The organism is Herbaspirillum sp. (assembly GCF_017744395.1).
Lineage (GTDB): Bacteria > Pseudomonadota > Gammaproteobacteria > Burkholderiales > Burkholderiaceae_D > Herbaspirillum.
Window position 1 is genome coordinate 432,416 of sequence record NZ_JAGIBI010000003.1, and the last position, 22,638, is coordinate 455,053.

The 22,638-nt window shown below is 64.2% G+C and carries 21 protein-coding genes; 11 read left to right on the forward strand and 10 right to left on the reverse strand.

Going from position 1 to position 22,638, the window contains the following annotated elements; translation table 11 throughout:
* Nucleotides 1-4: 4 nt before the first annotated feature.
* On the forward strand, nucleotides 5-2,509 hold the full coding sequence (locus J7548_RS10770) for a circularly permuted type 2 ATP-grasp protein (RefSeq protein ID WP_290974395.1): 2,505 nt from the start codon (nucleotides 5-7) through the stop codon (nucleotides 2,507-2,509).
* A gap of 1 nt (nucleotide 2,510) precedes the next feature.
* Complete coding sequence (locus tag J7548_RS10775) at nucleotides 2,511-3,461, forward strand: transglutaminase family protein (RefSeq protein WP_290974397.1); 951 nt, start codon at nucleotides 2,511-2,513, stop codon at nucleotides 3,459-3,461.
* Between the two features lie 9 nt (nucleotides 3,462-3,470).
* On the opposite strand, the gene J7548_RS10780 is transcribed toward J7548_RS10775, so the two are convergent.
* From J7548_RS10780 to J7548_RS10795, 4 genes are read right to left on the reverse strand one after another with little or no spacing between them, the layout of a single operon-like run.
* Nucleotides 3,471-5,525, reverse strand: a complete 2,055-nt coding sequence (locus tag J7548_RS10780; RefSeq protein ID WP_290974399.1) for a VC_2705 family sodium/solute symporter — start codon at nucleotides 5,523-5,525, stop codon at nucleotides 3,471-3,473.
* Nucleotides 5,515-5,799 carry a DUF4212 domain-containing protein gene (locus J7548_RS10785; protein WP_290974401.1) on the reverse strand — a complete coding sequence of 95 codons (285 nt, stop codon included), beginning with the start codon at nucleotides 5,797-5,799 and terminating at the stop codon, nucleotides 5,515-5,517. Before J7548_RS10785 ends, J7548_RS10780 begins: the two co-directional genes overlap by 11 nt.
* Before the next feature lies 1 nt (nucleotide 5,800).
* Nucleotides 5,801-7,396, reverse strand: a complete 1,596-nt coding sequence (locus J7548_RS10790; protein WP_290974403.1) for a sensor histidine kinase — start codon at nucleotides 7,394-7,396, stop codon at nucleotides 5,801-5,803.
* 56 nt (nucleotides 7,397-7,452) lie between these two features.
* Nucleotides 7,453-8,154, reverse strand: coding sequence for a response regulator transcription factor (locus J7548_RS10795; protein WP_290974406.1), 702 nt, complete (start codon nucleotides 8,152-8,154; stop codon nucleotides 7,453-7,455).
* A 357-nt stretch (nucleotides 8,155-8,511) separates the two neighbouring features.
* Between J7548_RS10795 and J7548_RS10800 the strand changes: the two genes are divergently transcribed.
* The 3 genes from J7548_RS10800 to J7548_RS10810 all read left to right on the forward strand — a co-directional run bounded on the left by J7548_RS10800 (nucleotide 8,512) and on the right by J7548_RS10810 (nucleotide 10,901).
* The gene (locus J7548_RS10800) at nucleotides 8,512-8,925 is read left to right on the forward strand and encodes a hypothetical protein (protein WP_290974408.1); all 414 of its coding nucleotides are present in this window, start codon (nucleotides 8,512-8,514) and stop codon (nucleotides 8,923-8,925) included.
* 199 nt (nucleotides 8,926-9,124) lie between these two features.
* Nucleotides 9,125-10,075 (forward strand): Tim44-like domain-containing protein, encoded by a 951-nt coding sequence (locus J7548_RS10805; protein WP_290974410.1) that lies wholly within the window; start codon nucleotides 9,125-9,127, stop codon nucleotides 10,073-10,075.
* Between the two features lie 403 nt (nucleotides 10,076-10,478).
* Nucleotides 10,479-10,901: an OsmC family protein gene (locus tag J7548_RS10810; protein WP_290974412.1), complete on the forward strand. Its 423-nt coding sequence runs from the start codon at nucleotides 10,479-10,481 to the stop codon at nucleotides 10,899-10,901.
* Between the two features lie 33 nt (nucleotides 10,902-10,934).
* On the opposite strand, the gene J7548_RS10815 is transcribed toward J7548_RS10810, so the two are convergent.
* The 6 genes from J7548_RS10815 to J7548_RS10840 form a co-directional block, all read right to left on the reverse strand.
* Complete coding sequence (locus J7548_RS10815) at nucleotides 10,935-11,096, reverse strand: hypothetical protein (protein WP_290974413.1); 162 nt, start codon at nucleotides 11,094-11,096, stop codon at nucleotides 10,935-10,937.
* A gap of 6 nt (nucleotides 11,097-11,102) precedes the next feature.
* Nucleotides 11,103-12,089: an aliphatic sulfonate ABC transporter substrate-binding protein gene (locus J7548_RS10820; protein WP_290974415.1), complete on the reverse strand. Its 987-nt coding sequence runs from the start codon at nucleotides 12,087-12,089 to the stop codon at nucleotides 11,103-11,105.
* 25 nt (nucleotides 12,090-12,114) lie between these two features.
* Nucleotides 12,115-12,990: an ABC transporter permease gene (locus tag J7548_RS10825; protein ID WP_290974417.1), complete on the reverse strand. Its 876-nt coding sequence runs from the start codon at nucleotides 12,988-12,990 to the stop codon at nucleotides 12,115-12,117.
* 4 nt (nucleotides 12,991-12,994) lie between these two features.
* Nucleotides 12,995-13,981, reverse strand: coding sequence for an aliphatic sulfonate ABC transporter substrate-binding protein (locus J7548_RS10830; protein WP_290974419.1), 987 nt, complete (start codon nucleotides 13,979-13,981; stop codon nucleotides 12,995-12,997).
* 138 nt (nucleotides 13,982-14,119) lie between these two features.
* Complete coding sequence (locus J7548_RS10835) at nucleotides 14,120-14,728, reverse strand: HAMP domain-containing sensor histidine kinase (protein ID WP_290974422.1); 609 nt, start codon at nucleotides 14,726-14,728, stop codon at nucleotides 14,120-14,122.
* 2 nt (nucleotides 14,729-14,730) lie between these two features.
* Nucleotides 14,731-16,359: a tetratricopeptide repeat-containing response regulator gene (locus J7548_RS10840; protein WP_290974424.1), complete on the reverse strand. Its 1,629-nt coding sequence runs from the start codon at nucleotides 16,357-16,359 to the stop codon at nucleotides 14,731-14,733.
* A 378-nt stretch (nucleotides 16,360-16,737) separates the two neighbouring features.
* Here J7548_RS10840 and recA point away from each other — a divergent pair, with 378 nt between their 5' ends.
* From recA to J7548_RS10870, 6 genes are all read left to right on the forward strand, one after another.
* A complete protein-coding gene (recA, locus tag J7548_RS10845; RefSeq protein WP_290974426.1) occupies nucleotides 16,738-17,787 on the forward strand; it encodes a recombinase RecA in 1,050 nt (349 codons plus the stop codon).
* Between the two features lie 229 nt (nucleotides 17,788-18,016).
* Nucleotides 18,017-18,484 carry a recombination regulator RecX gene (recX, locus tag J7548_RS10850; RefSeq protein ID WP_290974428.1) on the forward strand — a complete coding sequence of 156 codons (468 nt, stop codon included), beginning with the start codon at nucleotides 18,017-18,019 and terminating at the stop codon, nucleotides 18,482-18,484.
* Between the two features lie 511 nt (nucleotides 18,485-18,995).
* A complete protein-coding gene (gene sucC / locus J7548_RS10855) occupies nucleotides 18,996-20,156 on the forward strand; it encodes an ADP-forming succinate--CoA ligase subunit beta (RefSeq protein WP_290974431.1) in 1,161 nt (386 codons plus the stop codon).
* A gap of 100 nt (nucleotides 20,157-20,256) precedes the next feature.
* Nucleotides 20,257-21,138, forward strand: a complete 882-nt coding sequence (gene sucD, locus J7548_RS10860) for a succinate--CoA ligase subunit alpha (RefSeq protein ID WP_290974433.1) — start codon at nucleotides 20,257-20,259, stop codon at nucleotides 21,136-21,138.
* A gap of 139 nt (nucleotides 21,139-21,277) precedes the next feature.
* Nucleotides 21,278-22,003 (forward strand): TerC family protein, encoded by a 726-nt coding sequence (locus J7548_RS10865; RefSeq protein WP_290974435.1) that lies wholly within the window; start codon nucleotides 21,278-21,280, stop codon nucleotides 22,001-22,003.
* Between the two features lie 112 nt (nucleotides 22,004-22,115).
* The gene (locus tag J7548_RS10870; RefSeq protein ID WP_290974437.1) at nucleotides 22,116-22,622 is read left to right on the forward strand and encodes a pilin; all 507 of its coding nucleotides are present in this window, start codon (nucleotides 22,116-22,118) and stop codon (nucleotides 22,620-22,622) included.
* The last annotated feature ends 16 nt before the right edge of the window (nucleotides 22,623-22,638 follow it).

Here is a 22,638-nt window from a genome sequence, read left to right on the forward strand (position 1 = left end):
ACCCATGCACCAGCGTTTACTGGAAAGCTATCAGGCCGGCAGCGATCGTTACGACGAAATGCTGCAGGCCGACGGCCGCCTGCGGCCGCACTGGCGGACGCTGATCGACCAGCTGGAAAACCTGTCGCCGGAGATGCTGCGCCGGCGCGCCAACGAGGTGCGCGAGGCCATCGCCGCGGACGGCGTCACCTACAACGTCTACGCCGACCCCAAGGGCGCCAACCGTCCGTGGGAACTGGATTTGCTGCCGCATATCGTGGCCGCCGACGAATGGCAGTTCCTGGAAAAGGCGGTGGCCCAGCGGGCGCGGCTGATGAACGCGGTGCTGGCCGACCTGTACGGCGAGCAGTCTTTGCTCAGCGAAGGTTTGTTGCCGCCGGCGCTGGTGTTCGGCCAGCACGGCTACCTGATGCCATGCCACGGCATCAGGCCGCCGGGCGGCGTGCACCTGCATGCCTATGCGATCGACCTGGCGCGCTCGGCCGACGGCAACTGGTGGGTGGTGTCGGACCGCACGCAAGGGCCGTCGGGCACCGGCTATGCCCTGCAGAACCGCCAGATCATGTCGCGCGCCATGCCCGAGGCGCTGCGCGACATGCACGTGCAGGCGCCGCATGGCTACTTCCACACGCTGCGCGCCATGCTCACGCAACTGGCGCCGGCCGGCGGCGAGGTGCCGCTGATCGCGCTGCTCACGCCGGGGCCTTACAACGAAACCTATTCCGAACACGCTTTCCTGGCGCATACGCTGGGTTTCCCGCTGGTTGAAGGCGTCGACCTGACGGTGCGCGGCGACCAGGTATTCCTGAAGACGCTGAACGGCTTGCGCCGCGTGCACGCCATCTTGCGCCGCATGGACGACGACTATTGCGACCCGCTGGAACTGCGTGCCGACTCGGCGTTGGGAATTCCCGGCCTGACGCAGGCGGCGCGCCTGGGCAACGTGCTGGTGGCCAACGCGCTGGGCAGCGGCGTGCTGGAGTCGACCGCGCTGCACGGTTTCCTGCCGGCCATCAGCGAACGCCTGCTGGGCGAGCCGCTGGCGTTGCCGGCGGTGGCATCCTGGTGGTGCGGCGAAAAGCCGGCGCTGGATTACACGCTGGAGCATCTGGATGAGCTGGTGATCGTGCCGGCCTTTTCCTCGATGCGGATGCAGCCGGTGTTCGGCCATGCCGTGTCCGGCGCCGCGCGGCGGCGCCTGATCGAGAGCCTGCAATTGCAGCCGCACGCCTATGCCGCGCAAGAATGGGTGCGCCTGTCGCAGGCGCCGGTGATGGCGCGCAGCGGCGACCATGGCCTGGCCGGCCGTACCATCAGCCTGCGCGTGTTCGCCGTGGCCGACGGCCATGGCGGCTACCAGGTGATGCCGGGCGGCCTGACCCGGGTGGCCTCGCGCCAGCGCCGCGACGTGGTGTCGATGCAGCAGGGCGGCACCACCAAGGATGTGTGGGTGTTGCGCGAGAGCGAATCCGGCCATCTCGAGCAGGCGTCCGACGATGCCGCGGGAGCGGCCGGCGGCACGCCGATTTGCAGCACCGTCGACGTGTCTTCCCATTCCGGCGAAAACCTGTTCTGGATGGGGCGCTATTCCGAGCGCGTGAAGAACCTGGCGCGCCTGTTGCGCACCACCATGCAATACACGATGGACGGCCAGGCCGAAAGCCGCGGCATACTGGGCAGCGCGAGCTGGATGTGCGGCCAGCTCGGCGTGCTCATGCCCAAGCCCGATCCGCGCCCGACCATCACCGGCGTGCAGCAGAGCTTGCAGGCGGCCGTCATCGATACCTCGGCGCCGGTCAGCGTGGCGACCCAGCTGCGCCAACTGGCGCAGGCCGCGTACCAGGTGCGCGAACACCTGTCGCTGGACAACTGGCATGCGCTGGCCAAGATGCCGGCCATGGTGCATGAGCGCATCGGCACGCCCGCCGCCACCCAGCAGGCGCTGGGCAATGTGATCGACGCCTGTTCCGGCCTGGCGGGCCACGCGCTGGACGACATGACGCGCGACGCCGGCTGGCAATTCCTGATGGTGGGGCGCCATATCGAGCGCATGGTCAACATGGCCGCGCTGTTCGACAATTTCCTGCGCCTGCCGCCGGCGCGCCAGACGGCGGCGCTGCCGTGGCTGCTGGAAGCGGCCAGCAGCATCGTCACCTACCGCGTGCGCTACCGGCGCACGCCGGAATGGTTGCCGGTGCTGCACCTGCTGGTGTTCGACCCCAGCAATCCGCACGGCATGGCTTACCAGTTCCGCATGCTGCGGCAATACCTGGCCGACATCGGGCAGCAGCTGGGCATGCTGAGCATGACCATTCCCACGCACCTGGCCGGCCAACTGGAGGCGATGAGCCTGGCCGATTTCGCGCATGGGGCGCCCGCCGCGGAAGAGGCCAATGCGCGCCTGGCGCAACTGATGCGCGACGCCGTCAGTTGCGGCTACATGCTCTCCGACGACCTGTCGCGCCATTACTTCACGCCGTTGACGGCGCCGGTCAGCCAGGGGGTATGAGATGACGGAAAAAGACGCCGCCGGGCGCATCATCTACCGGATCCACCACCAGACCACGTACCAGTATTCGCTGCCGGTGCGCCTGTCGCACCAGATGCTGCACCTGACGCCGCGCGAACTGGCCTGGCAGCGCTGCATCTCGCACCAGGTCGATATCCGGCCGGAGCCGCCGCTGGTGCGTACCTATGAAGACAATTTCGGCAACGTCATCAAGGCATTTTCGCTGGATGGCGACCATACCAGCCTGGATGTGGATGCCGAGTCATGGGTCGAACTGACGCCGCGCCTGCTGCCGGAAAACACGATCCCGTGGGAAGAGGCGTCGGCGCTGTTGGCGTACCAGGGGGCGCGCACTTTGTCGCCGGCGATGCTGGATGCGTCCAACTTCCTGTTCGAGTCTTCCCATGTGCGCATCAAGCGCGAATTCATCCGCTATGCGGAGCAATGCTTCACGCCGGGCCTGCCGTTGCTGGAGGGAGTGCGTGCGCTGATGCTGCGCATCTTCGACGAGTTCGCTTTCGATCCCGCCGCCACCACGGTATCGACGCCGGTGACCGAGGTGTTCGCCAACCGGCGCGGCGTCTGCCAGGATTTCGCTCACCTGATGCTGTCCTGCCTGCGTTCGATCGGCCTCGCCGCGCGCTACGTCAGCGGCTACCTGCTGACCCAGCCGCCGCCGGGCCAGCTGCGCCTGATCGGGGCCGATGCCTCGCATGCCTGGGTGTCGGTGTATTGCCCGGGGCGGGACGGGGAAGCGGGCGTGTGGATCGATGCCGATCCCACCAACGGCCTGTTCCCCGATACCAGCCACATCACGCTGGGGTGGGGGCGCGATTTCCTCGATGTGTCGCCGCTGCGCGGCGTACTGATCGGCGGCGGCCAGCAGCGCATGCGGGTCGCGGTGACGGTGATGCCGGGCGAGGAGGCGCAGGGGCTGCAATTCTCCGTCTGAAGGCGGCTGTCATGGCGTGCGGATGTGATCGATCAGCGCGATGGTGGCCTCGTCCGGCGGCGGCGTCAGCAGGCTGACGATGACCATGGCCGCGATGCCGGCCGGCACGCCGAACACGCCGGCCGAGATCGGGGCGATGTGGAACCACTGGCCGCTGGCGTTGCCGCCGAAGGTCGGGTTGGTATGCAGCATGTAGTACACGCACATCAGGAAGCCGCACACGATGCCGGCTACCGCGCCGGCCTGGTTGGCGCGCTTCCAGAACACCCCCAGCACCAGCGCCGGAAACAGCGTCGAGCCGGCCAGCGAGAAGGCTGCGCCGACCATCGACAGGATGTCGCCGGGCTTGAGCGAGGCGGCATAGGCCGCCAGCAGCGCCACCACCAGCAACAGCAGCTTGGAGATGGTCACGCGCTTCTGGGTCGAGGCGCTGGGGTCGACCACCTTGTAGTAGATGTCGTGCGAGAGCGCATTGGAAATCGTCAGCAGCAGGCCGTCGGCGGTCGACAGCGCCGCCGCCAGGCCGCCGGCGGCGACCAGCCCGGAAATGAAGTAGGGCAGGCCGGCGATCTCGGGCATGGCCAGCACGATGATGTCGCCGTCCATCGAGATTTCGCCGAGCTGCACCAGGCCGTCGTGGTTGAGGTCGTTGATGCTGACCAGCGGGTTGACCTTGTCGATGTTGGCCCAGTAATAGACCCAGTCGGGCAGGTGGCTGTAGCTGCTGCCTACCAGCGAGGTGTAGATGTCGTATTTGACCAGCACCGTCAGCGCCGGCACCGAGAGGTAGATCAGCATGATGAAGAACAGCGTCCAGAACACCGACTTGCGCGCCGACGATACGGTGGGCGTGGTGTAGTAGCGCATCAGGATGTGCGGCAGCGCGGCGGTGCCCAGCATCAGGCAGAACACCAGCGCGAGGAAGTTGTTGCGCTTGGTGTCGGAGCTTTCCCGCTCTTTCCCGTTGCCGCGGCCGGGGAAGGGCTCGGTCTGCGACACCGGCGGCTGCGCCCGCACCAGGTTGGCGGCGCGCGCATCGCTCCAGCGCCGCTCGGCTTCTTCCTCGCTCTTTGGATAGGACGACAGCGCGCGGCTGGCCGCCTTGATTTCCGCCAGCGACGCATGCGTGTCGCGCTTGACCTCGTCGATGTGACGCTGCGCTTCCAGCCGTCCTTCTTCCCAGGAGCGGGGCAGGTTCTGCAGCTTGCGCTCGAGTTCGTCGGCGCGCGCCTGGAAGATCTTGCGGATTTCCTGTTCCTTGGGGTCGTCTTCGAGCTTGTGCTCGATCGCGTTGAGCTTGGGCAGCACCGCGCCGTAGGCCACCGGCGGCACAGGCACCGTGGTGTGCTTGGCCGATAGCCAGACCACCGGGATCAGGTAGGCGAACAGGATGATGATGTACTGCGCCACCTGGGTCCAGGTGATGGCGCGCATGCCGCCGAGAAAGGAGCACACCAGGATGCTGGCCAGGCCCAGGAAGATGCCGATCGAGAAATCGATGCCGGTGAAGCGCGAGGTGATCAGGCCAACGCCATAGATCTGCGCCACCACATAGGTGAAGGAGATCAGGATGGTGGCGGCCACCGCGAGGATGCGGATCGGGGTGCCGCCGAACTTGCCGGGATAGCGCGCGGCCAGGAAGTCGGCGATGGTGTATTGGCCGAACTTGCGCAAGTAGGGCGCGATCAGCAGCGCCACCAGGCAGTAGCCGCCGGTCCAGCCGAGGATGTAGGCCAGGCCGTCGAAGCCTTGCAGGTAGAGCCCGCCGGCCAGGCTGATGAAGGTGGCGGCGGAAATCCAGTCGGCGGCGGTGGCCATGCCGTTGAACAGCGGTGGCACGCGGCGCCCGGCGACATAGTATTCGGGTACGTCCGAGGTGCGGCAGACCACGCCGATGGCGGCGTACAGTCCGATGGTGACGAACAGGAACAGGTAGCCGATCCAGGAACGCGGCATGCCCTCGTGTTCCAGGATCGCCAGCACGCACAGGAAGGCGATGAAGCCGATCGTGTAGAGCGAGTAGTAGCGGGTCAGCCGCCAGAAAAAGTCGCGGTTACTCTCCATGTCCCTGCTCGCCGTGTACCAGTTGTTCGATGCGCTTCATGCGCCGGATGTAGATCACCACGATGGCCAGGTAGATCAGCATCATGCCCTGGGCCGCCATGTAGAAAGAGATGGGCCAGCCGAACAGGTGGACCCGGTCCAGCTCGCGCGCGAAGAAGATGAAGAAGAAGGTGGCCAGGAACCAGACGGCGAGCAGCACCGTGGTGTGCTTGCGGATCCTGTTCCAGTGGTTGCCGGCGTCGCCGGGGCCGTGATGAGATGAGCCTTGGTCCATGTCAGCCGATGTCGTCGCTATTGTTGTTGATGTAGGGCGTGCGCGGCATCATGCGGAAGCTGACGCTGAACAGGCTGCCCGGGAACCTGGGATCGCTGCTGCGCGGGTTGTTGGCGATGTCGACCTTGGCGTCATGCTGCTGGGCGATTTCGCGCACGATGGCCAGTCCCAGCCCGCTGCCGGTGCTGGAGGTGCCGAGGATGCGGTAGAAGCGCTCGAAGACGTTTTGCCGTTCCGCCGGCGGGATGCCGGGGCCGGTGTCTTCCACTTCCAGCACCGCCAGGCCGCCGCCCTCGTCGGTGCGCGCGCGCACCGTCACGCTGCCGCTGCCGTCGTGCGGGGTGTAGTGCAGCGCGTTGTCGAGCAGGTTGGAGAGCAGCTCGCGCAGCATCAGCGGATTGCCGTAGATCATGATCGGATGGCCGGGCTGTTCGAAACCCAGGTCGATGCGCTGGGTGAACGACATCGGCACCCAGTCCTGCACCACCGTGCGCGCCAGCTCGGTCAGCTCGACCGGCGCCATGGCGCCGGCCTGCGAGCCCTGGTTCTCGGCGCGCGCCAGCGACAGCAGCTGGTTGACCAGGCGGGTGGCCGATTCGGAACTCTTGGCCAACTGCTCCAGCGAACGCCGCACGTCGACCTGGTCATCCTGGCGCAGCGCCAGTTCGGATTGCATGCGCATGCCGGCCAGCGGCGTCTTCATCTGGTGCGCGGCGTCGGCGATGAAGCGCTTCTGGATCGCGATGGTCTGCGACAGCCGTTCCAGCATGTCGTTGAGCGAGCGCACCAGCGGCGAGATTTCTTCCGGCACCTGGCCCGAGTCGATCGGGCTGAGGTCGTCCGGACGGCGCGCGCGGATGCGCTGCTGCAGTTCCGACAGCGGCGACAGGCCGCGCGAGAGCGCGAACCACACCAGCGCCAGCGCCACCGGCAGGATGATGAATTGCGGCAGGATCACGCCCTTGATGATTTCATTGGCGAGCTGGGCGCGCTTTTCCAGGGTTTCGCCAACCTGCACCGTGGCCAGCCGCGGCTCGCGCGAAGCGGCGCGTTGCGCGGCGCTGCGGCGCAGGTCGACCTGCACGTAGGCGATGCGCACGTCGCTGCCGTGCAGGATGTCGTTGCGGAACTGCACGGTGCCGACGTTCTGGCGGTCTTCTTCCGGCGGCGGCTGCGGCATGTCGACGTCGCCTTCCACGTATTCCCCGTCCGGGCCGCTGATCTTGTAATAGATGTTGTCGATGTCGTCGGCGCGCAGCAGGTCGCGGGCGGAGACGGGCAGCTTCGCCACCACCTTTCCGTTGACTTCGGACACCTGCTGGGAGAGGACGGTGACGCTGTCCTCCAGCGCGCGGTCGAACGGCTGGTTGGCGATCGATTGCGCGATCAGGTAGGTGATGGCGATGCTCATCGGCCACAGCAGCAGCAGCGGGGCCAGCATCCAGTCGAGGATCTCGCCGAACAGCGAGCGCTGGATGCGTTCCACCGGCTGGGTGGCGATGGCGGCGCGGCGTTTCTTGCGCGGCGCAGGCTGGGATTCGCCGGCGGGCGGCGCGGCCTGTTCCGGCGGCGCGGAGGATGGATTACGCTGCGGCATGGTGGCGTGCCGCAGGGGATGGGCGCAAGGCAAGGCCGGCGCGGGGCGCCGGCGCCTCAGGCGGCGTTGCTGGCTGTGCCGGCTGCGGCTTCAGGGAGCTTTTCAAGGCAATAGCCCAGCCCGCGTACGGTAGCGATACGCACGCCGCCGACTTCGATTTTCTTGCGCAGGCGATGGACATAGACCTCGATGGCATTGTTGCTGACTTCCTCTCCCCATTCGCACAGATGGTCCACCAGCTGTTCCTTGGAAACCAGCCGTCCCGTGCGTTGCAATAATACTTCCAGAAGGCCCAGTTCCCGCGCCGACAATTCCAGCATCTGTTCGCCGATGTAGGCGATGCGGCCGACCTGGTCGTATGAGAGCGGGCCGTGCTTGATCACGGTCGGGCCGCCGCCGGCGCCGCGCCGGGTCAGGGCGCGCACGCGGGCCTCCAGTTCGGACAGGGCGAACGGCTTGGCCATGTAGTCGTCGGCGCCCAGGTCAAGTCCTTGCACACGCTGCTCCACCGAATCGGCCGCCGTCAGGATCAGCACCGGCAGGCGCGAGTTGCGCGCGCGCAGGCGGCGCAGCACTTCCAGTCCGGACATCTTGGGCAGGCCGAGATCCAGGATCAGCAGATCGAAATCCTGGGTCGAGAGGGCGGAGTCGGCTTCCAGTCCATTCTTGACGCAATCGGCGGCATATCCCGAATGGCGCAGGGAGCGCGTCAAGCCATCGGCCAGAACACTATCGTCTTCAGCTAGGAGGATGCGCATAGGAATCGATCAGAGAGGGGCCTCGTCTGATTTGTCTCGTAATGTAGGATTATTGTGGTATTTTTACGCATAATCTACTAATTCAATCGCCAATGCAAATGAGGGCGGCGATTGTCTTGCATGCAAGCTCGCAATCCGGCCAACGGTTTTCGCAGGGTTTGCGATTTATCCGGAAAGCTTGCAGAAGATCAGAAAAAGGGCGCCGGCATCGTGCGACCATTCGCCGATGTCACGACGCGGCAGATTGGCCCTTGAAATTGCCTGCATGGTCTCCATATTGTTCCTGGTTTGATCTTTTCCGTGCTGTTGTCCTAATTTTTGTTGTTATAATTTCTCGCATCTTTGCTGGAAAGTCTGATGAAACGTTTGTGGGTTCTGTTGCTGATCTGTTTGCTCCCGGTGCAAGTATTTGCAGCGGTGCTGACTTATGCCAGCTCGGTTGCCGCAACCGATTTCTCGGCCCCGGTCCAGGCTGAGCTCAATGTCGCCGCCAAGCATCTTGGTGTCCATACTGCCAGCGTGGCCGATCATGCGGCCGACGACCTGCGGCATGGCGCAGTTGCCGACAACGGCAGCGCCGATGACGACAGCAACGGCTACGCCGACAGCGGCGAAGACTTCTCTACCCATGCCGGTATCGGTGACGAGCCGATGCTGGTGCAATCCCTGGCGGTTTTGCCGGAAGCTTCGCGCCTGGCGCCCGCTCTTCGCAGCGACGACGCCAGCCAACCCCCGTTCCTCCCCCTCGCAGGCCGTCCTCCCCGGGCCTGATCCTGTCGCCTTGCGCGACATGCATCTGCCGCGTCCGCTGAACCGCTCCTGATACCTGTGGCTTTGCGTCCCGCGACGGCGATGCCTGTCCGCGCATGGCGCGTTCGCCGGCTTCGTCCGGTGCCGTTCGGGTACTCAACAGTTCAATCAATACGGAAGATGTGACCGGTTCACATCAGATTCCATCTCAGGAGATAGCATGAAAAAAGCATTTGTCGCGCTGATAGTGGCGGCGATGACATTGTCGGTCGGCATCACCAGCGTCGAAGCCAAGCGTCTTGGCGGCGGCGGTTCGTTCGGCAAACAGTCTTCGTCGGCCAGCCGCCAGGCGCAAAGCCCGGCCCCGATGCAGCAGAACCAAGCCGCTGCAGCCAAGCCGGCAGCACCGGCCGCGGCGCCTGCTGCCGCACCCAAGCCCAGCCCGTGGAAGGGCATTCTGGGCGGTGCACTGCTGGGCCTCGGCCTGGGCGCCTTGCTCTCGCATTTCGGCCTGGGCGGCGCGCTGGCCAGCATGATCAGCACCATCCTCACCGTGGCGCTGATCGCCATGGCGGCGATGTTCATCTATCGCATGTTCCGCCGCAAATCGGAAGCTTCGCAGCCGCGTCCGGCCTGGGCCGCAGCTAACGGCGGCCAGTCGGCCGACGCTGCCGCGACGCCGCAGATCGGTTCGATGCTGGAAGCCTCGCAGCCGTCCGCAGCATCGCAAGGCACTGGTTTCGGTGGTGGTTTCGGCGCCACCGAAGCGGCCCCTGCGTATGGCATCCCGGCCGGTTTCGACACCGTCGGTTTCGTGCGCAACGCCAAGACCTATTTCATCCGCCTGCAAGCGGCATGGGACAAGGCCAACGTCAACGATATCCGCGAATTCACCACGCCGGAAATGTTTGCCGAGCTGCGCCTGCAATTGCAGGAGCGCGGCGCTTCGCCCAACCAGACCGATGTGGTGTCGCTGGACGCGCAAGTGCTGGGCGTGGAAACCGTGGGCAACGACTACCTGGCCAGCGTGAAATTCTTCGGTTTCATTAAGGAAGACCCGAACAGTTCGCCGGCGCAGTTCGCCGAGATCTGGAACCTGTCCAAGCCGGTTGCCGGCCAGGGCGGCTGGGTGCTGGCGGGTATCCAGCAACTGGATCCGGTGTCGGCTTGAACCCGGTTTTAGCGTGAGCAAGCTCATGCATCAGTAGTAAAAGTTTGGCGCGGAAGGCGGCGGTTAGTGGATGAGCGTCGCCAGTCCGTTTTACCGCCGGCTCTGCCGGCGGTTTTTTTATTTGCATTCCACGCCAGTTGTCCCTGCCTTGCGGTTCCCCTTCGCCACGCTGCTTCGCTGTGTGACGGCATCCCTCCGGCCTCGCCATTGCGGCCAGCCGCCTTTGCATCATCTTCATCGCTTCCCCTCGCAAATTCCTACGCGCTGCCAAGCTGTTGTCCTATCGTCGCGCCGCTGTTCGCGGCCGCATGATGGAGGACTCTGCGGGCAGCTTGTCGGTGTCGGATTACGATCCGCGCGGAGGTTGCCGCGCCTGTCTCAACCCTGAGCGAAGGAGGTTGTCATGAAACGCAAGGCATCGGCGGTATGGATCGGCAATCTGAAGGACGGCAAGGGGGCGCTCACCACCGAGAGCAAGACGCTGTCCGATACCCAATACTCGTTTTCCACCCGTTTCGAAAACGACGCAGGCACCAATCCGGAAGAACTGATCGCGGCGGCGCATGCCGGCTGCTTTTCGATGGATTTGTCGGGGCGCTTGGAAAAGGCCGGCCTGGGACCCAGGCGGATCGACACGGAAGCCACGCTGACATTGGAGCGGTCCGATCCAGGCTTGGCCATCACTACCATCCACCTGGAGGTCAAGGTCGCCCTGGATGAGCGCGATGAGGACAAGTTCAACGAGGCAGTGGCCGCAGCCAGGGCCGGCTGTCCGGTATCCAAGGCGCTGGAGGCGGATATTTCGGTGGCCGCGACGCTGGTTTGACGACACCGTCGGCGGTACGAAAGAAACGCCGCATCAGCGGCGCTTCTTTTGGTTCTTTTGCTCGTTCCGGGCGCCGTCTTCTTTTGGCTCTGCGGCATCGTCGCCGGGAAGGCGGCGCGACGAAAGAGGAAACAGCAACGCTACCACCACCAGGCATGCCGTGAGGATCAGTGTCACCTTATCGAGCCCGTCCATGCGGCATCATCCCTGGCGCGCAGGTTGCCAGATGGCGACGCTGGCGGCGTCGATCTTCTTCGGCAGCAGGCCGGCGGAGAAGAAGGTGTCGGCGATGCGCTGTTGTTCGCCCAGCGCCTCCGGCTTGACCGCGCGCACGTCATAGCTGCGCCGGCTGTTGGCCAGTTCGATGGTGGCGGCATCCAGGCCCCACAGCGGGGCGAGAAAGCTGGCTGCTTCCTTGGGATTGCGTTTGACCCATTGCCCGGTTTTCTGCAGTTCATCGAATACCACGCGCAGCACATCCGGGTTGGTCTCGGCAAATTGCGTCGCGGCGAGATAGTAACGCTGGTAATCGGCGACGCCGCGGCCATCCGCCAGCACCCGCACCTGCGTCTGGCGCTGCACCCCTGCCAGGAAGGGATCCCAGGTGACCCAGGCGTCCACGTTGTTGCGCTCGAAGGCGGCGCGGCCGTCGGCCGGCGACAGGTAGGCGGCTTCGATGTCGGAGAATTTCAGGCCGGCCTTTTCCAGCGTGGCGATCAGCAGGTAATGCACGCCGGCAGCCTTGGTCACGGCGATCTTCTTGCGTTTGAGTTCGGCCACGCTGCGGATGGGCGAATCGGCGCGCACGATGATCGCTTGCGCCGCGGGCGAGGGCGCCTCTTGCGCCAGATAGGTCAGCCGCGCGCCCGCGGCCTGGGCAAACACCGGAACCGTATCGGCCACATCGGCGCTCAGGTCGAGTCCGCCGACATTGAGCGCTTCCAGCAGCGGCAGGCCGTTGGCGAATTCATGCCAGCTGATCCGGGCGCCGGACGGCGCCAGCAGTTTCTCCAGCGTGCCGTTGGCTTTGAGAATGGTCAGCAGCGTTGAGGATTTTTGGTAGCCGATGCGAATCGCGCGGCCGTTGCCTTGCGCTTGCACGGCTGGCGCAAGCGTGGCCGCGGCGATGGCGGCGCCTGCCTGCAGCAGGCGGCGGCGGATGGAGGATGGTTGGGTGTGCTTGGACATGGGAATGTGAGGAGCAATGGAGCGTTCAGGATTTGGCGGATGAAGCCCGGTGGGCGTCGCGCCAGCGCAGGCTGTGCTGTTCGATCGCACGCAGCAGGCTGTCGCTGAGCTTGCCCAGCAGCGCCAGGATCAGGATCGCCGCCAGCACCAGATCGGGCCGGCTGCTCTCGCGGCCGTCGGAGAGCAGATAGCCGACGCCGCGGGTGGCGGCGATCAGTTCGGCCGCCACCAGGAACATCCATGCCAGGCTGAGGCCGCCGCGCAAGCCGGCGAACAGGTAGGGCAGGGCGGCCGGCAGCAGGATGTGGCGTATCAGCGCCCAGGCGCCCAGGCCGGAACTGGTGCCGACTTCGATCAGCTTGTGGTCGATGTCGCGGATGCCGGCTACCAGGTTCAGGTAGACCGGGAAGAAGGCGCCGATGGCGATCAGCACGATCTTGGGCGTTTCGTCGATGCCCAGCCACAGCAGCAGCAGCGGGATCCAGGCCAGGCTGGGAATGGCCCGCAAGGCCTGGAAGCAGGGTTCGAGCAAGGCTTCGGCGCGGCGGCTGATGCCTACCAGCAGGCCCAGCGCCACGGCCAGCAGGCTGCCGATGGCAAAGCCCGCCAATACCCGCGCCAGGCTGGCCCAGATGTGCGGCAGCAACTCGCCGCGCGCGGCCAGCGACCACAAGGTCTGCGCCAGTTCGCTGGGCGGCGGCAGCAGCCGCGCCGGGATCAGCTCCAGCCGCGCGCCGGCCTCGACCAGCAGCAGAAAGCCCAGCGGCAGGATCCAGCCGGTGAATTTGCCGGGACGGTAACCATCGTCATGCGGCCAGCCTTTCTTCGCCGTGCGTTGGCCTTGCGGCGGCGCGGGGGGGATGACCTGCGCGGGCAGGCTGCCGGATCCGGGGTCGCTCATCGCCTTATGCCCTGATCACGCCTTGCGCGTACGAAGAGTCGATCAGCGCGTTGATGGTGCGCGGCAGGTCGGTGCCGCTCTTGACCAGGTCTTCTTCGGTCAGGATGGGCGCGGCGGCGCGCAAGGCATCGGCGTGTTCGCGGCCGATCTGCGGATGCGAGAAATCGTTGCGCTGCAATTGCAGGCGCGCCACCTGCGGCGACAGTTTCGATTCTTCGGCCAGCAGCGCGACCGTTTCGTCGGGATGGGCCTTGATCCACGCGCGCGCTTTCTCGTAAGCGGCGATCACGCGCCTGACCTGGTCCGGATGGCGCGCAGCGAAGCTGTCGCTGACGTTGAGGAAACCGTAGGTGTTGAAGTTGACGTTGCGATAGATCAGCCGCGAGCCCGCTTCCAGTTCGCTGGCGGCCAGGTGCGGATCGAGCCCGGCCCAGGCGTCGACGCGGCCTTGCTCGAGCGCGGCGCGGCCATCGGGATGCTGCAGGTGGACGATCTCGACATCGCCCTTCTTCAGGCCGTTCTCATGCAGCGCGCGCAGCAGGAAGAGGTAGGGATCGGTGCCCTTGGTGGCGGCCACCTTCTTGCCCTTGAGCTCGCGCACCGACTTGATGGGCGAATCCTTGCCCACCGCCAGCGCCGTCCATTCCGGGCGCGAATAGACATACACCGCCTTGATCGGATTGCCGTTGGCGCGCGCCAGCAGCGCCGCCAGCCCGGCCGTGCTGCCGAAGTCGATGCTGTCGCTGTTGAGGTATTCGAGCGCGCGGTTGCTGCCCTGGCTCAGTACCCATTTGACGTCGGTGCCTTGGGCTTTCAGGTCTTCCTCGAGCCAGCCGAACTTGCGCAGCACCAGGCTGGGCGGCGAGTAGTAGGCGTAGTCCAGGCGGATGGTCTTGGGCGCTGTCGCGGCGCGCGCGATCAGGGGTGCCGCGCCCAGCAGGCCGGCGCCCAATGCGGCCGGGCCGAGGCGGAGGAAGTGTCTGCGTTCCATGGGGTCCGTTCTTGTTGTGTCGGGGGAAGACAAACACTCTAAGGACGAACGCGATGCGGCAGAACGACTATTTTCAAACTTGGATATGCGCTTTGCGCATGCTCTCGCGGCGGCGACGGGAGCGCGGGGGCGCAGCGGTTACGGCAGGATGAGCTCGAACAGCGCGCCGCCGTCCGGATGGCTGGACAGGCGCGCTTCGCCCTGCTGGTTTTCCTTGTTGTGGGCGGTGGCGATGGCATTGCACAGGTCCATGCCCAGTCCGGTGGACTGTTTCTTTTCCTGGGCGCCGATACCGGGGCCGTCGTCGCGCACGGTAAAGATCACGCCGCCGGCCGGGTTCTTGCGGCAGCCCAGCTCGATGCGCGTGCAGGCGAAACGGCTGGCGTTTTGCAGCGCGGCTTCCAGCGCCAGGGACACCAGGTGTTCGTCGAAAAAGCCGATCAGCGGCATGTCGGTCTCATCCAGCTTGACCTCCACGCCCTGGCCATTGCGGCCGACGGCCTGTTCGCGCAGCAGCGCTTCCAGGAAATCCAGCGGCGAGACCGCTTCGACCTGCGCGCGCAAGCCTTGCGAGTCTGCCTTGTAGAGCGTGAGGAAGGCGATCAGCTTTTCCTGCAGCGCCAGGCAGGTGACATGCGCCTGCTGCACGCGCGGCACATCGTCGGAAAGGCTGCGCAGTTCGCCCTCAAGGACGCCCAGCGAGTTCTTGATGTCGTGAATGATGATCGCGGCAAGCTTGGGATCCATGGTCAGCTCTTCGGGGCTACTTTGCTCAAGGTGTCGCGCAGGAACTTGTGCATCTTGGCGACACGGTCATTGCCCGGAATCAGGCGGTCCAGCGTGGCGAGATAGCGCCTGACGCGTTTGACATATTCCTCGTTCCAGCCGCGCTGGCTCATCCACAGCAGGTGCAACTGGGCCGACGCCAGCAGCACGCCGGTATTCTCCGGCATGCTGGAGAGCGCTTCCTCGAGCTTGGCCAGCGATTCGTCGGGCTTGGCATTGCGCATGAGGGCATTGGCTTCGGCGATGATGCTCATGCAGTGCTTGACGGTGCCGTCGATCAGTTCTTCGGCCAGCGCGGCCTTGCCGGTGTCGGCCAATACCTTGCGCGCCAGCATCAGCAGCGTCTTGTTTTCGTGGTCGGACTTGATGGCCCCGGCGATCAGCTGGGCGCCCTCGTCGTCCTTGCCCATCGAGAAGGCGGCCTTGGCCAGGGCCAGCGTGGCAGCTTCGGAAATGTCGCTGCCGGCGGCTTGCCTGGCCGCGTCGAAGGCTTGCTGGGCCGAGATGGTATCGCCCAGTTGCACATAGGCTTGGGCCTGCACCGCGGCCTGGGCCGCGGTGAACATCTTGGACTCCTCATAGCGGCGCGGGGCGCTTTCGAGCAGGCGCAGGGCCTGGTCGGGATCGCCGCTGTCGACATGCACCTGGGCCAGCGACAGCAGGTCGGTCGGCTGCGCGGTGAGCGAGCCCTTGGTGTGCTTGAGTACCTTGTCGTAGGCTTCGCGCGCCTGCTGCAGATGGCCGTTGCGGTAGGCGACGTCTCCTACCAGCCGGCTGCGGCGGGCGGAGGGGATGATTTCGGAGGACATCGTCAGCGCCGCCAGGGCGCCTTCGTGGTTGCCCTGCGCCTCGTCGATCTGCGCCAGCAGGTCGTAGGCGGCGATGAACTGCTTGTTCTGGGCCAGCACTTCTTCGACGGTCCGGCGCGCGTCATCCAGTTGGCCGGCCACGATATTGCAGCGCGCCATGCCGATCTTGGCCCATACCAGGTCGTCGCGCATGGCCAGGGCCTGGGTGTAGACCTCGCGCGCCTCGTCGATGCGGCGCTGCTCGATCAGCAGCGAGCCCTTGGTCTTCATGATTTCGACGACCCACTTGGGCGCGGCCTTGAGGACGTTGTCGCATTCGGCGATGGCGCCGGCGAAATCCTTGCGCTTCATCTTTTCGGTCACCGGCAGCATGGCGTGCTGCTTTTCCAGCAGGCGGTCGACGCGCTCGGCGATGCGGCTCGCGGTGAGCGGCTTGAGCATGTAGGCGTCGGGCTGGAATTCGGCGGCGCTGGCCACCAGGTTGTAGCCGCTTTCGGCCGTCACCATGATGAACATGGACGTCGGCGAAAGCATGTTCTGGGTGCGGAAGAACTCCAGCAACTGCTGGCCGTTGCTTTCCTTGTTCAGGTTGTAGTCGCAGATGATGAGGTCATAAGCCGCGGCCTGGACGAAACGGATGGCCTCGTCGGGCGTGGCGGCCTGGTCCACCTTGGTCACGCCGAGCTGGCCGAGGTGCATCCGGATGTTCTGGCGCATCGTCGGCATGTCGTCGATGATCAGGCAGCGCAGGGCGCTGATATGGCTAAAGGGGACTAAACTCATGACAACAATCTGGAAACAGTCTTTATCTCGTTATATTGCTAGCCTGAAATGTATCCCAAATCGATATGCTCCCGTAGCAAAGTCAGGGGCGGAAACGATAGGCATTTCTGAGCAAACCGTATAGTCTGCCGGTTTTTGCTTGGGCTTGCAGCATTTGTGTGGCATTTCTCCCGCGCAATTTCCGATCTTTTATAATCTTGCGCCTTGCGCGCGGACCGGTCGCCGTGGCCAGGCGACAAAAAAGCTTGCATCGATTACTGTTTTTTTATACAGTATCGCTTCATGAGTGCAGCGCCGCTGGAAATGGCCGGCGCATCGTGCACCAGGGAAACAATTTTCCGATACACCTTCTTCACGACCTTTTGCCGAGAGAGATTTATGGACGACAAAAAAGCTGCGAACAACTCTGAAAAGGGCAAGGCGCTTGCCGCCGCGCTGGCGCAGATCGAAAAGCAGTTTGGTAAGGGCTCCGTGATGCGCATGGAGGATGGCGTCGTCGCGGAGGAAATCCAGGTCGTCTCGACCGGTTCCCTGGGGCTGGACATCGCGCTGGGCGTCGGCGGCCTGCCGCGCGGCCGCGTCATCGAGATCTACGGTCCGGAATCCTCGGGCAAGACCACGCTGACCCTGCAAGCCATTGCCGAAATGCAAAAACTGGGCGGCACCTGCGCCTTCATCGATGCCGAGCACGCGCTGGATGTCACCTATGCGCAAAAGCTGGGCGTCAACCTGAGCGACCTGCTGATTTCGCAGCCCGACACCGGCGAACAGGCACTGGAAATCACCGACGCGCTGGTGCGCTCGGGCGCGGTCGACCTGATCGTGGTCGACTCGGTCGCGGCGCTGACCCCCAAGGCCGAAATCGAAGGCGACATGGGCGACTCGCTGCCCGGCCTGCAGGCCCGCCTGATGTCGCAGGCGCTGCGCAAGCTGACCGGCAGCATCAACCGCACCAACACCACCGTTATCTTCATCAACCAGATCCGCATGAAGATCGGCGTCATGTTCGGCAACCCGGAAACCACCACCGGCGGCAATGCGCTGAAGTTCTACGCTTCCGTGCGCCTGGATATCCGCCGTACCGGTTCGATCAAGTCCGGCGATGAAGTGATCGGCAGCGAGACCAAGGTCAAGGTCGTCAAGAACAAGGTCGCGCCGCCGTTCCGCGAAGCCCATTTCGACATCCTGTACGGGGAAGGCACCTCGCGCGAAGGCGAAATCCTCGATCTCGGCTCCGAGCACAAGGTAGTGGAAAAATCCGGCGCCTGGTACAGCTACAACGGCGAAAAGATCGGCCAGGGCAAGGACAATGCGCGCAACTTCCTGAAAGAGCATCCGGAACTGGCGCGTGAAATCGAAAACAAGGTCCGCGTCGCGCTTGGCGTGCCGGAACTGGCCAACGGCGAAGCTGAAGCCGAAGCCTCGTAATTCGCATGCCGGGACGGCGGCAAGGGATGCCTCGCCCGTCGCCGCCGTCCCGCTTGTGGTAGCTGTTGTCGGTATGGCGAGGTCTTGTTGCGCCGTATCGGCCGCAGTTGGTATATCAGCAGTTGTGGTTCAATTGTTTTGCTGTATCCGTTTTGTCCGCATGCCGGTAGCGTTTTGGCCGTGTGCGGCAACAGTGTCATCCGCCTTATTGCCCGTGTAGTCGAACGTCATGCCTAGACCGCCGATCAGCCTGAAAGCACGGGCGCTCAAATATCTCTCTTCACGTGAGCATAGTCGCCTGGAACTTGCGCGTAAGCTTACCCCTTACGCGCAAGAGGGCGATGATGTCGACGCCTTGCTCAACTGGCTTGAGCAGTCCCGCTTCCTTTCTTCCGAGCGTTTTTCCGAATCCCTGGTGCACCGGCGCGCGGCGCGCTATGGCAACAATCGCATCCTGTCCGAGTTGCAAAGCCATGGCATCGAAGGCGAGGCCTTGTCCGAGCTGAAATCCGGCCTTGCCGAGGATGAGGGCGCGCGTGCGGCCCAGGTGTTGCGGCGCAAATTCAGCGCGCCGCCGGCGGATGCGGAATCCCGCGCCAAATGCATGCGTTTTTTGCAGCAGCGCGGCTTCTCCCATCGCAGTATCCGCGAAGCGCTCGATAGCGCCTGGGCGGACCAGGATGAGATGGATGCCTGACTGCCGTGCGGCCGTCGCGGCGCCTGTTTTTCGGTGATGCCGGTTCCGGCGGCATTGGACCTCAATGGTGCCTGAAAAGCCTGGCGCCCAGGTCTTTATCGGCAACGTTAGCGCTACCACCGCTCCGCCCGTCCTGCCCTGTGCTAGAATTCGGGAGTTTTTGCTGCGGCGCGGTAGCCGATAGGGTGTCGATTTATCGCCGTTTCTTTGAAAGGCGACTGGTCGATGTAAGGCTGGCGACAGCAGCGAAGGCGGATAATGCGGATCGCTCCGGCGCATGCCGGCGCGATGCGACTATCAGAGACCAACTCATGCAGACGGCATGAACATGCCCAATTCTACGAATTCTTTCGCAATCCGCGCAGCTCATGCCTGCGCCAGTTTTCGTCCGGCGACGGACGCGACACCCGCCTGCGGGTTGCGGTCTGCTTTCTCGCCATCCGGCATTGCGCCGACGGCAGAAATTCAATCCGGCAAGTTTTATTCATTTAGTGTCTAAAGGGAAGCTCCCATGAAAATCCATGAGTATCAGGGTAAAGAAATCCTGCGCCAGTTCGGCGTAACCGTTCCGCGCGGCGTTCCTTGCATGTCTGTCGACGAAGTCGAAGCGGCAGCCAAGAGCCTGGGCGGCTCGGTGTGGGTCGTGAAGGCGCAGATCCACGCCGGCGGCCGCGGCAAGGGCGGCGGCGTGAAGGTCGCCAAGTCGATCGAGCAGGTCAAGGAATACGCCAACCAGATCATGGGCATGCAACTGGTCACGCACCAGACCGGTCCCGAAGGCCAGAAGGTCCGCCGCCTGCTGATCGAAGAAGGCGCCGACATCAAGAAGGAACTGTACGTTTCCCTGGTGACCGACCGCGTGACCCAGAAGGTCGTGCTGATGGCCTCCAGCGAAGGCGGCATGGACATCGAAGAAGTTGCCCACAGCAACCCGGAAAAGATCCACAACGTGGTCATCGACCCGGTCGCCGGCCTGACCGACGCGCAAGCCGATGACGTGGCCGCCAAGATCGGCGTGCCCGCCGCTTCGATCCCCGAAGCCCGCAAGAACCTGCAAGGCCTGTACAAGGCTTACTGGGAAACCGACGCTTCCCTGGCCGAAATCAACCCGCTGATCCTGACCGGCGACGGCCGCGTGGTCGCCCTGGACGCCAAGTTCAACTTCGACTCCAACGCCCTGTTCCGCCATCCGGAAATCGTCGCCTACCGCGACCTGGACGAAGAAGATCCGGCTGAAGTCGAAGCTTCCAAGTTCGACCTGGCCTACATCTCGCTGGACGGCAACATCGGCTGCCTGGTCAACGGCGCAGGCCTGGCCATGGCCACCATGGACACCATCAAGCTGTTCGGCGGCGAACCGGCCAACTTCCTGGACGTGGGCGGCGGCGCCACCACCGAGAAGGTCACCGAAGCCTTCAAGATCATGCTGAAGAACCCGGGCCTGAAGGCCATCCTGGTCAACATCTTCGGCGGCATCATGCGCTGTGACGTGATCGCCGAAGGCGTGATCGCCGCATCCAAGGCGGTTTCGCTGAAGGTGCCTCTGGTGGTGCGCATGAAGGGCACCAACGAAGAGATCGGCAAGAAGCTGCTGGCTGACTCGGGCCTGCCGATCATCTCGGCCGACTCGATGGAAGAAGCCGCGCAAAAGGTCGTGGCTGCAGCCAAGTAAGTAACCCAACACGAAAGCCTGCGCCGGCAAGGTCCGGAGCCAGAAAACAGATTGCGCACCGACCGAATCCGGGCGCGGGCATCACAGTCAAGGAAGAGAAATGTCGATCCTCATCAACAAAGACACCAAGGTCATCACCCAAGGCATCACTGGCAAGACCGGCCAGTTCCACACCCGCATGTGCCGCGATTACGCGAATGGCAAGAACGCGTTCGTCGCCGGCGTGAACCCGAAGAAGGCCGGTGAAGACTTCGAAGGCATTCCCATCTACGCCAACGTGAGCGAAGCCAAGAACGCCACCGGCGCCACCGTCTCGGTGATCTACGTGCCGCCCGCCGGCGCCGCCGCCGCGATCTGGGAAGCCGTCGAAGCCGAGCTGGACCTGGCCATCTGCATCACCGAAGGCATCCCCGTGCGTGACATGCTGGCCCTGAAGGACCGCATGGCCAAGGCCGGTTCCAAGACCCTGCTGCTGGGCCCGAACTGCCCCGGCCTGATCACCCCGGACGAAATCAAGATCGGCATCATGCCGGGCCACATCCACAAGAAGGGCCGCATCGGCGTGGTTTCGCGCTCGGGCACCCTGACCTATGAAGCGGTCGGCCAGCTGACCGCCCTGGGCCTGGGCCAATCGTCGGCAGTCGGCATCGGCGGCGATCCCATCAACGGCCTGAAGCACATCGACGTGATGAAGGCATTCAACGACGATCCGGACACCGACGCCGTCATCATGATCGGTGAAATCGGCGGTCCTGACGAAGCCAACGCAGCGCGCTGGATCAAGGACAACATGAAGAAGCCGGTGGTCGGCTTCATCGCCGGCGTGACCGCGCCCCCGGGCAAGCGCATGGGCCACGCAGGCGCGCTGATCTCCGGCGGTGCCGACACCGCTGAAGCCAAGCTGGCGATCATGGAAGAGTGCGGCATCAAGGTGACCCGCAACCCGTCCGAAATGGGCCGCCTGCTGAAGTCGGTGCTGTAATTTAGCGCCAACGCAGAACCAGCAAGACAAGCATGGGGAGCTTCGGCTCCCCATGTCTTTTTATGGAAGCTCGGGCAGCCGGTTGTCGCCGTGGAGTTTGCGGCGCAACGACGTGCTATCGGTACGGCAAAGGACGTAAATGGAATTTCTGGCAAATCTGAATTGGGTGGCGGTCGGGCAAATCATCCTGATCGATATCCTGCTTGGCGGCGATAACGCCATCGTGATCGCGCTGGCATGCCGCAACCTGCCGGCCAACCTGCGCATCAAGGGCATTGTCTGGGGCACCCTGGGCGCCATCGCCATCCGCATCGCGCTGATTGCCTTTGCCGTGACCATGCTGGAGCTGCCTTACCTGAAGCTGGTCGGCGGCCTGTTGCTGCTGTGGATCGGCGTCAAACTGCTCAACGAAGACGACGGCCACGCCGAAGTCAGCGGCAGCGACCGCCTGTGGAGCGCGGTCAAGACCGTGATCGTGGCCGACCTGGTGATGAGCCTGGACAACGTGATCGCCATTGCCAGCGCAGCCGAACAGGCCGGCCAGCACCAGATGGCGCTGGTGGTGTTCGGCATCGTGGTCAGCATTCCCATCATCGTCTGGGGCAGCACGCTGGTCTTGAAATTGATGGAGAAATTCCCAGTTATCATCACGCTGGGCGCTGCATTGCTGGGCTACATCGCCGGCGGCATGATCTTCAGCGATAGCGGCATCCAGCCCTACCTGCAGAACTTCATCCCCGACAGCGAATTCGTCGTCCCCGGCGCGCAGTTGCACCTGAGCCTGCCCGGCCTGGTCGGCGCCATCGGCGTGGTGCTGGTCGGCCTGAGCCTCAAGCGCAGGAACCAGGAAACTCAGCAGCCTTGATGCAGGTCAGCGCGGTGTGCGCTAAATCTTGCTAGTTTGGAAGTATTTCGCTTTGCCGCATCATGGGCGCTGCCGATACTGGCAACGCCCTTCATCTTTAAACAGGAATTCAATGAAAACCGTCGTCCGCAACAAGAAGCAACAAGGTTTCACCCTGCTCGAACTGATGGTGACGCTGGCCATCATCGGCATCCTCGCTACTATCGGCGCCAGCCAGCTCCAGGATTACATCGCCCGCTCGCGCGTGTCCGAGGGCCTGAACCTGGCTACGCCCTACAAGCTGGCGGTGGCGGAGCAGGCCAATACCAACAACGGCATCTTCAATGTGTCCCAGTTGGGCTTGCCGACCTTCACGAAAACTGAAAATGTGGAAAACATTACCGTTACTCCCATGACGGAACGCGGCGTAGGCGGTGTCATTACGATCACCTTCACCCAGCGTGTCGGCAACGGCGGCACGCTGACGCTGACCCCGACCCTGACTTCTTCCTCGATCCAGTGGCAGTGCGCCGCAGCCGGCGTCGCGCAGGCTACAACCCCGGAAGGCGCTATCAACAATACCGGTTTTGCTGCCGGGACGCTGGAAGCGCGCTTCGCACCGGCGAACTGCCGCGCTTGATCCGTGCCGGCGTTAG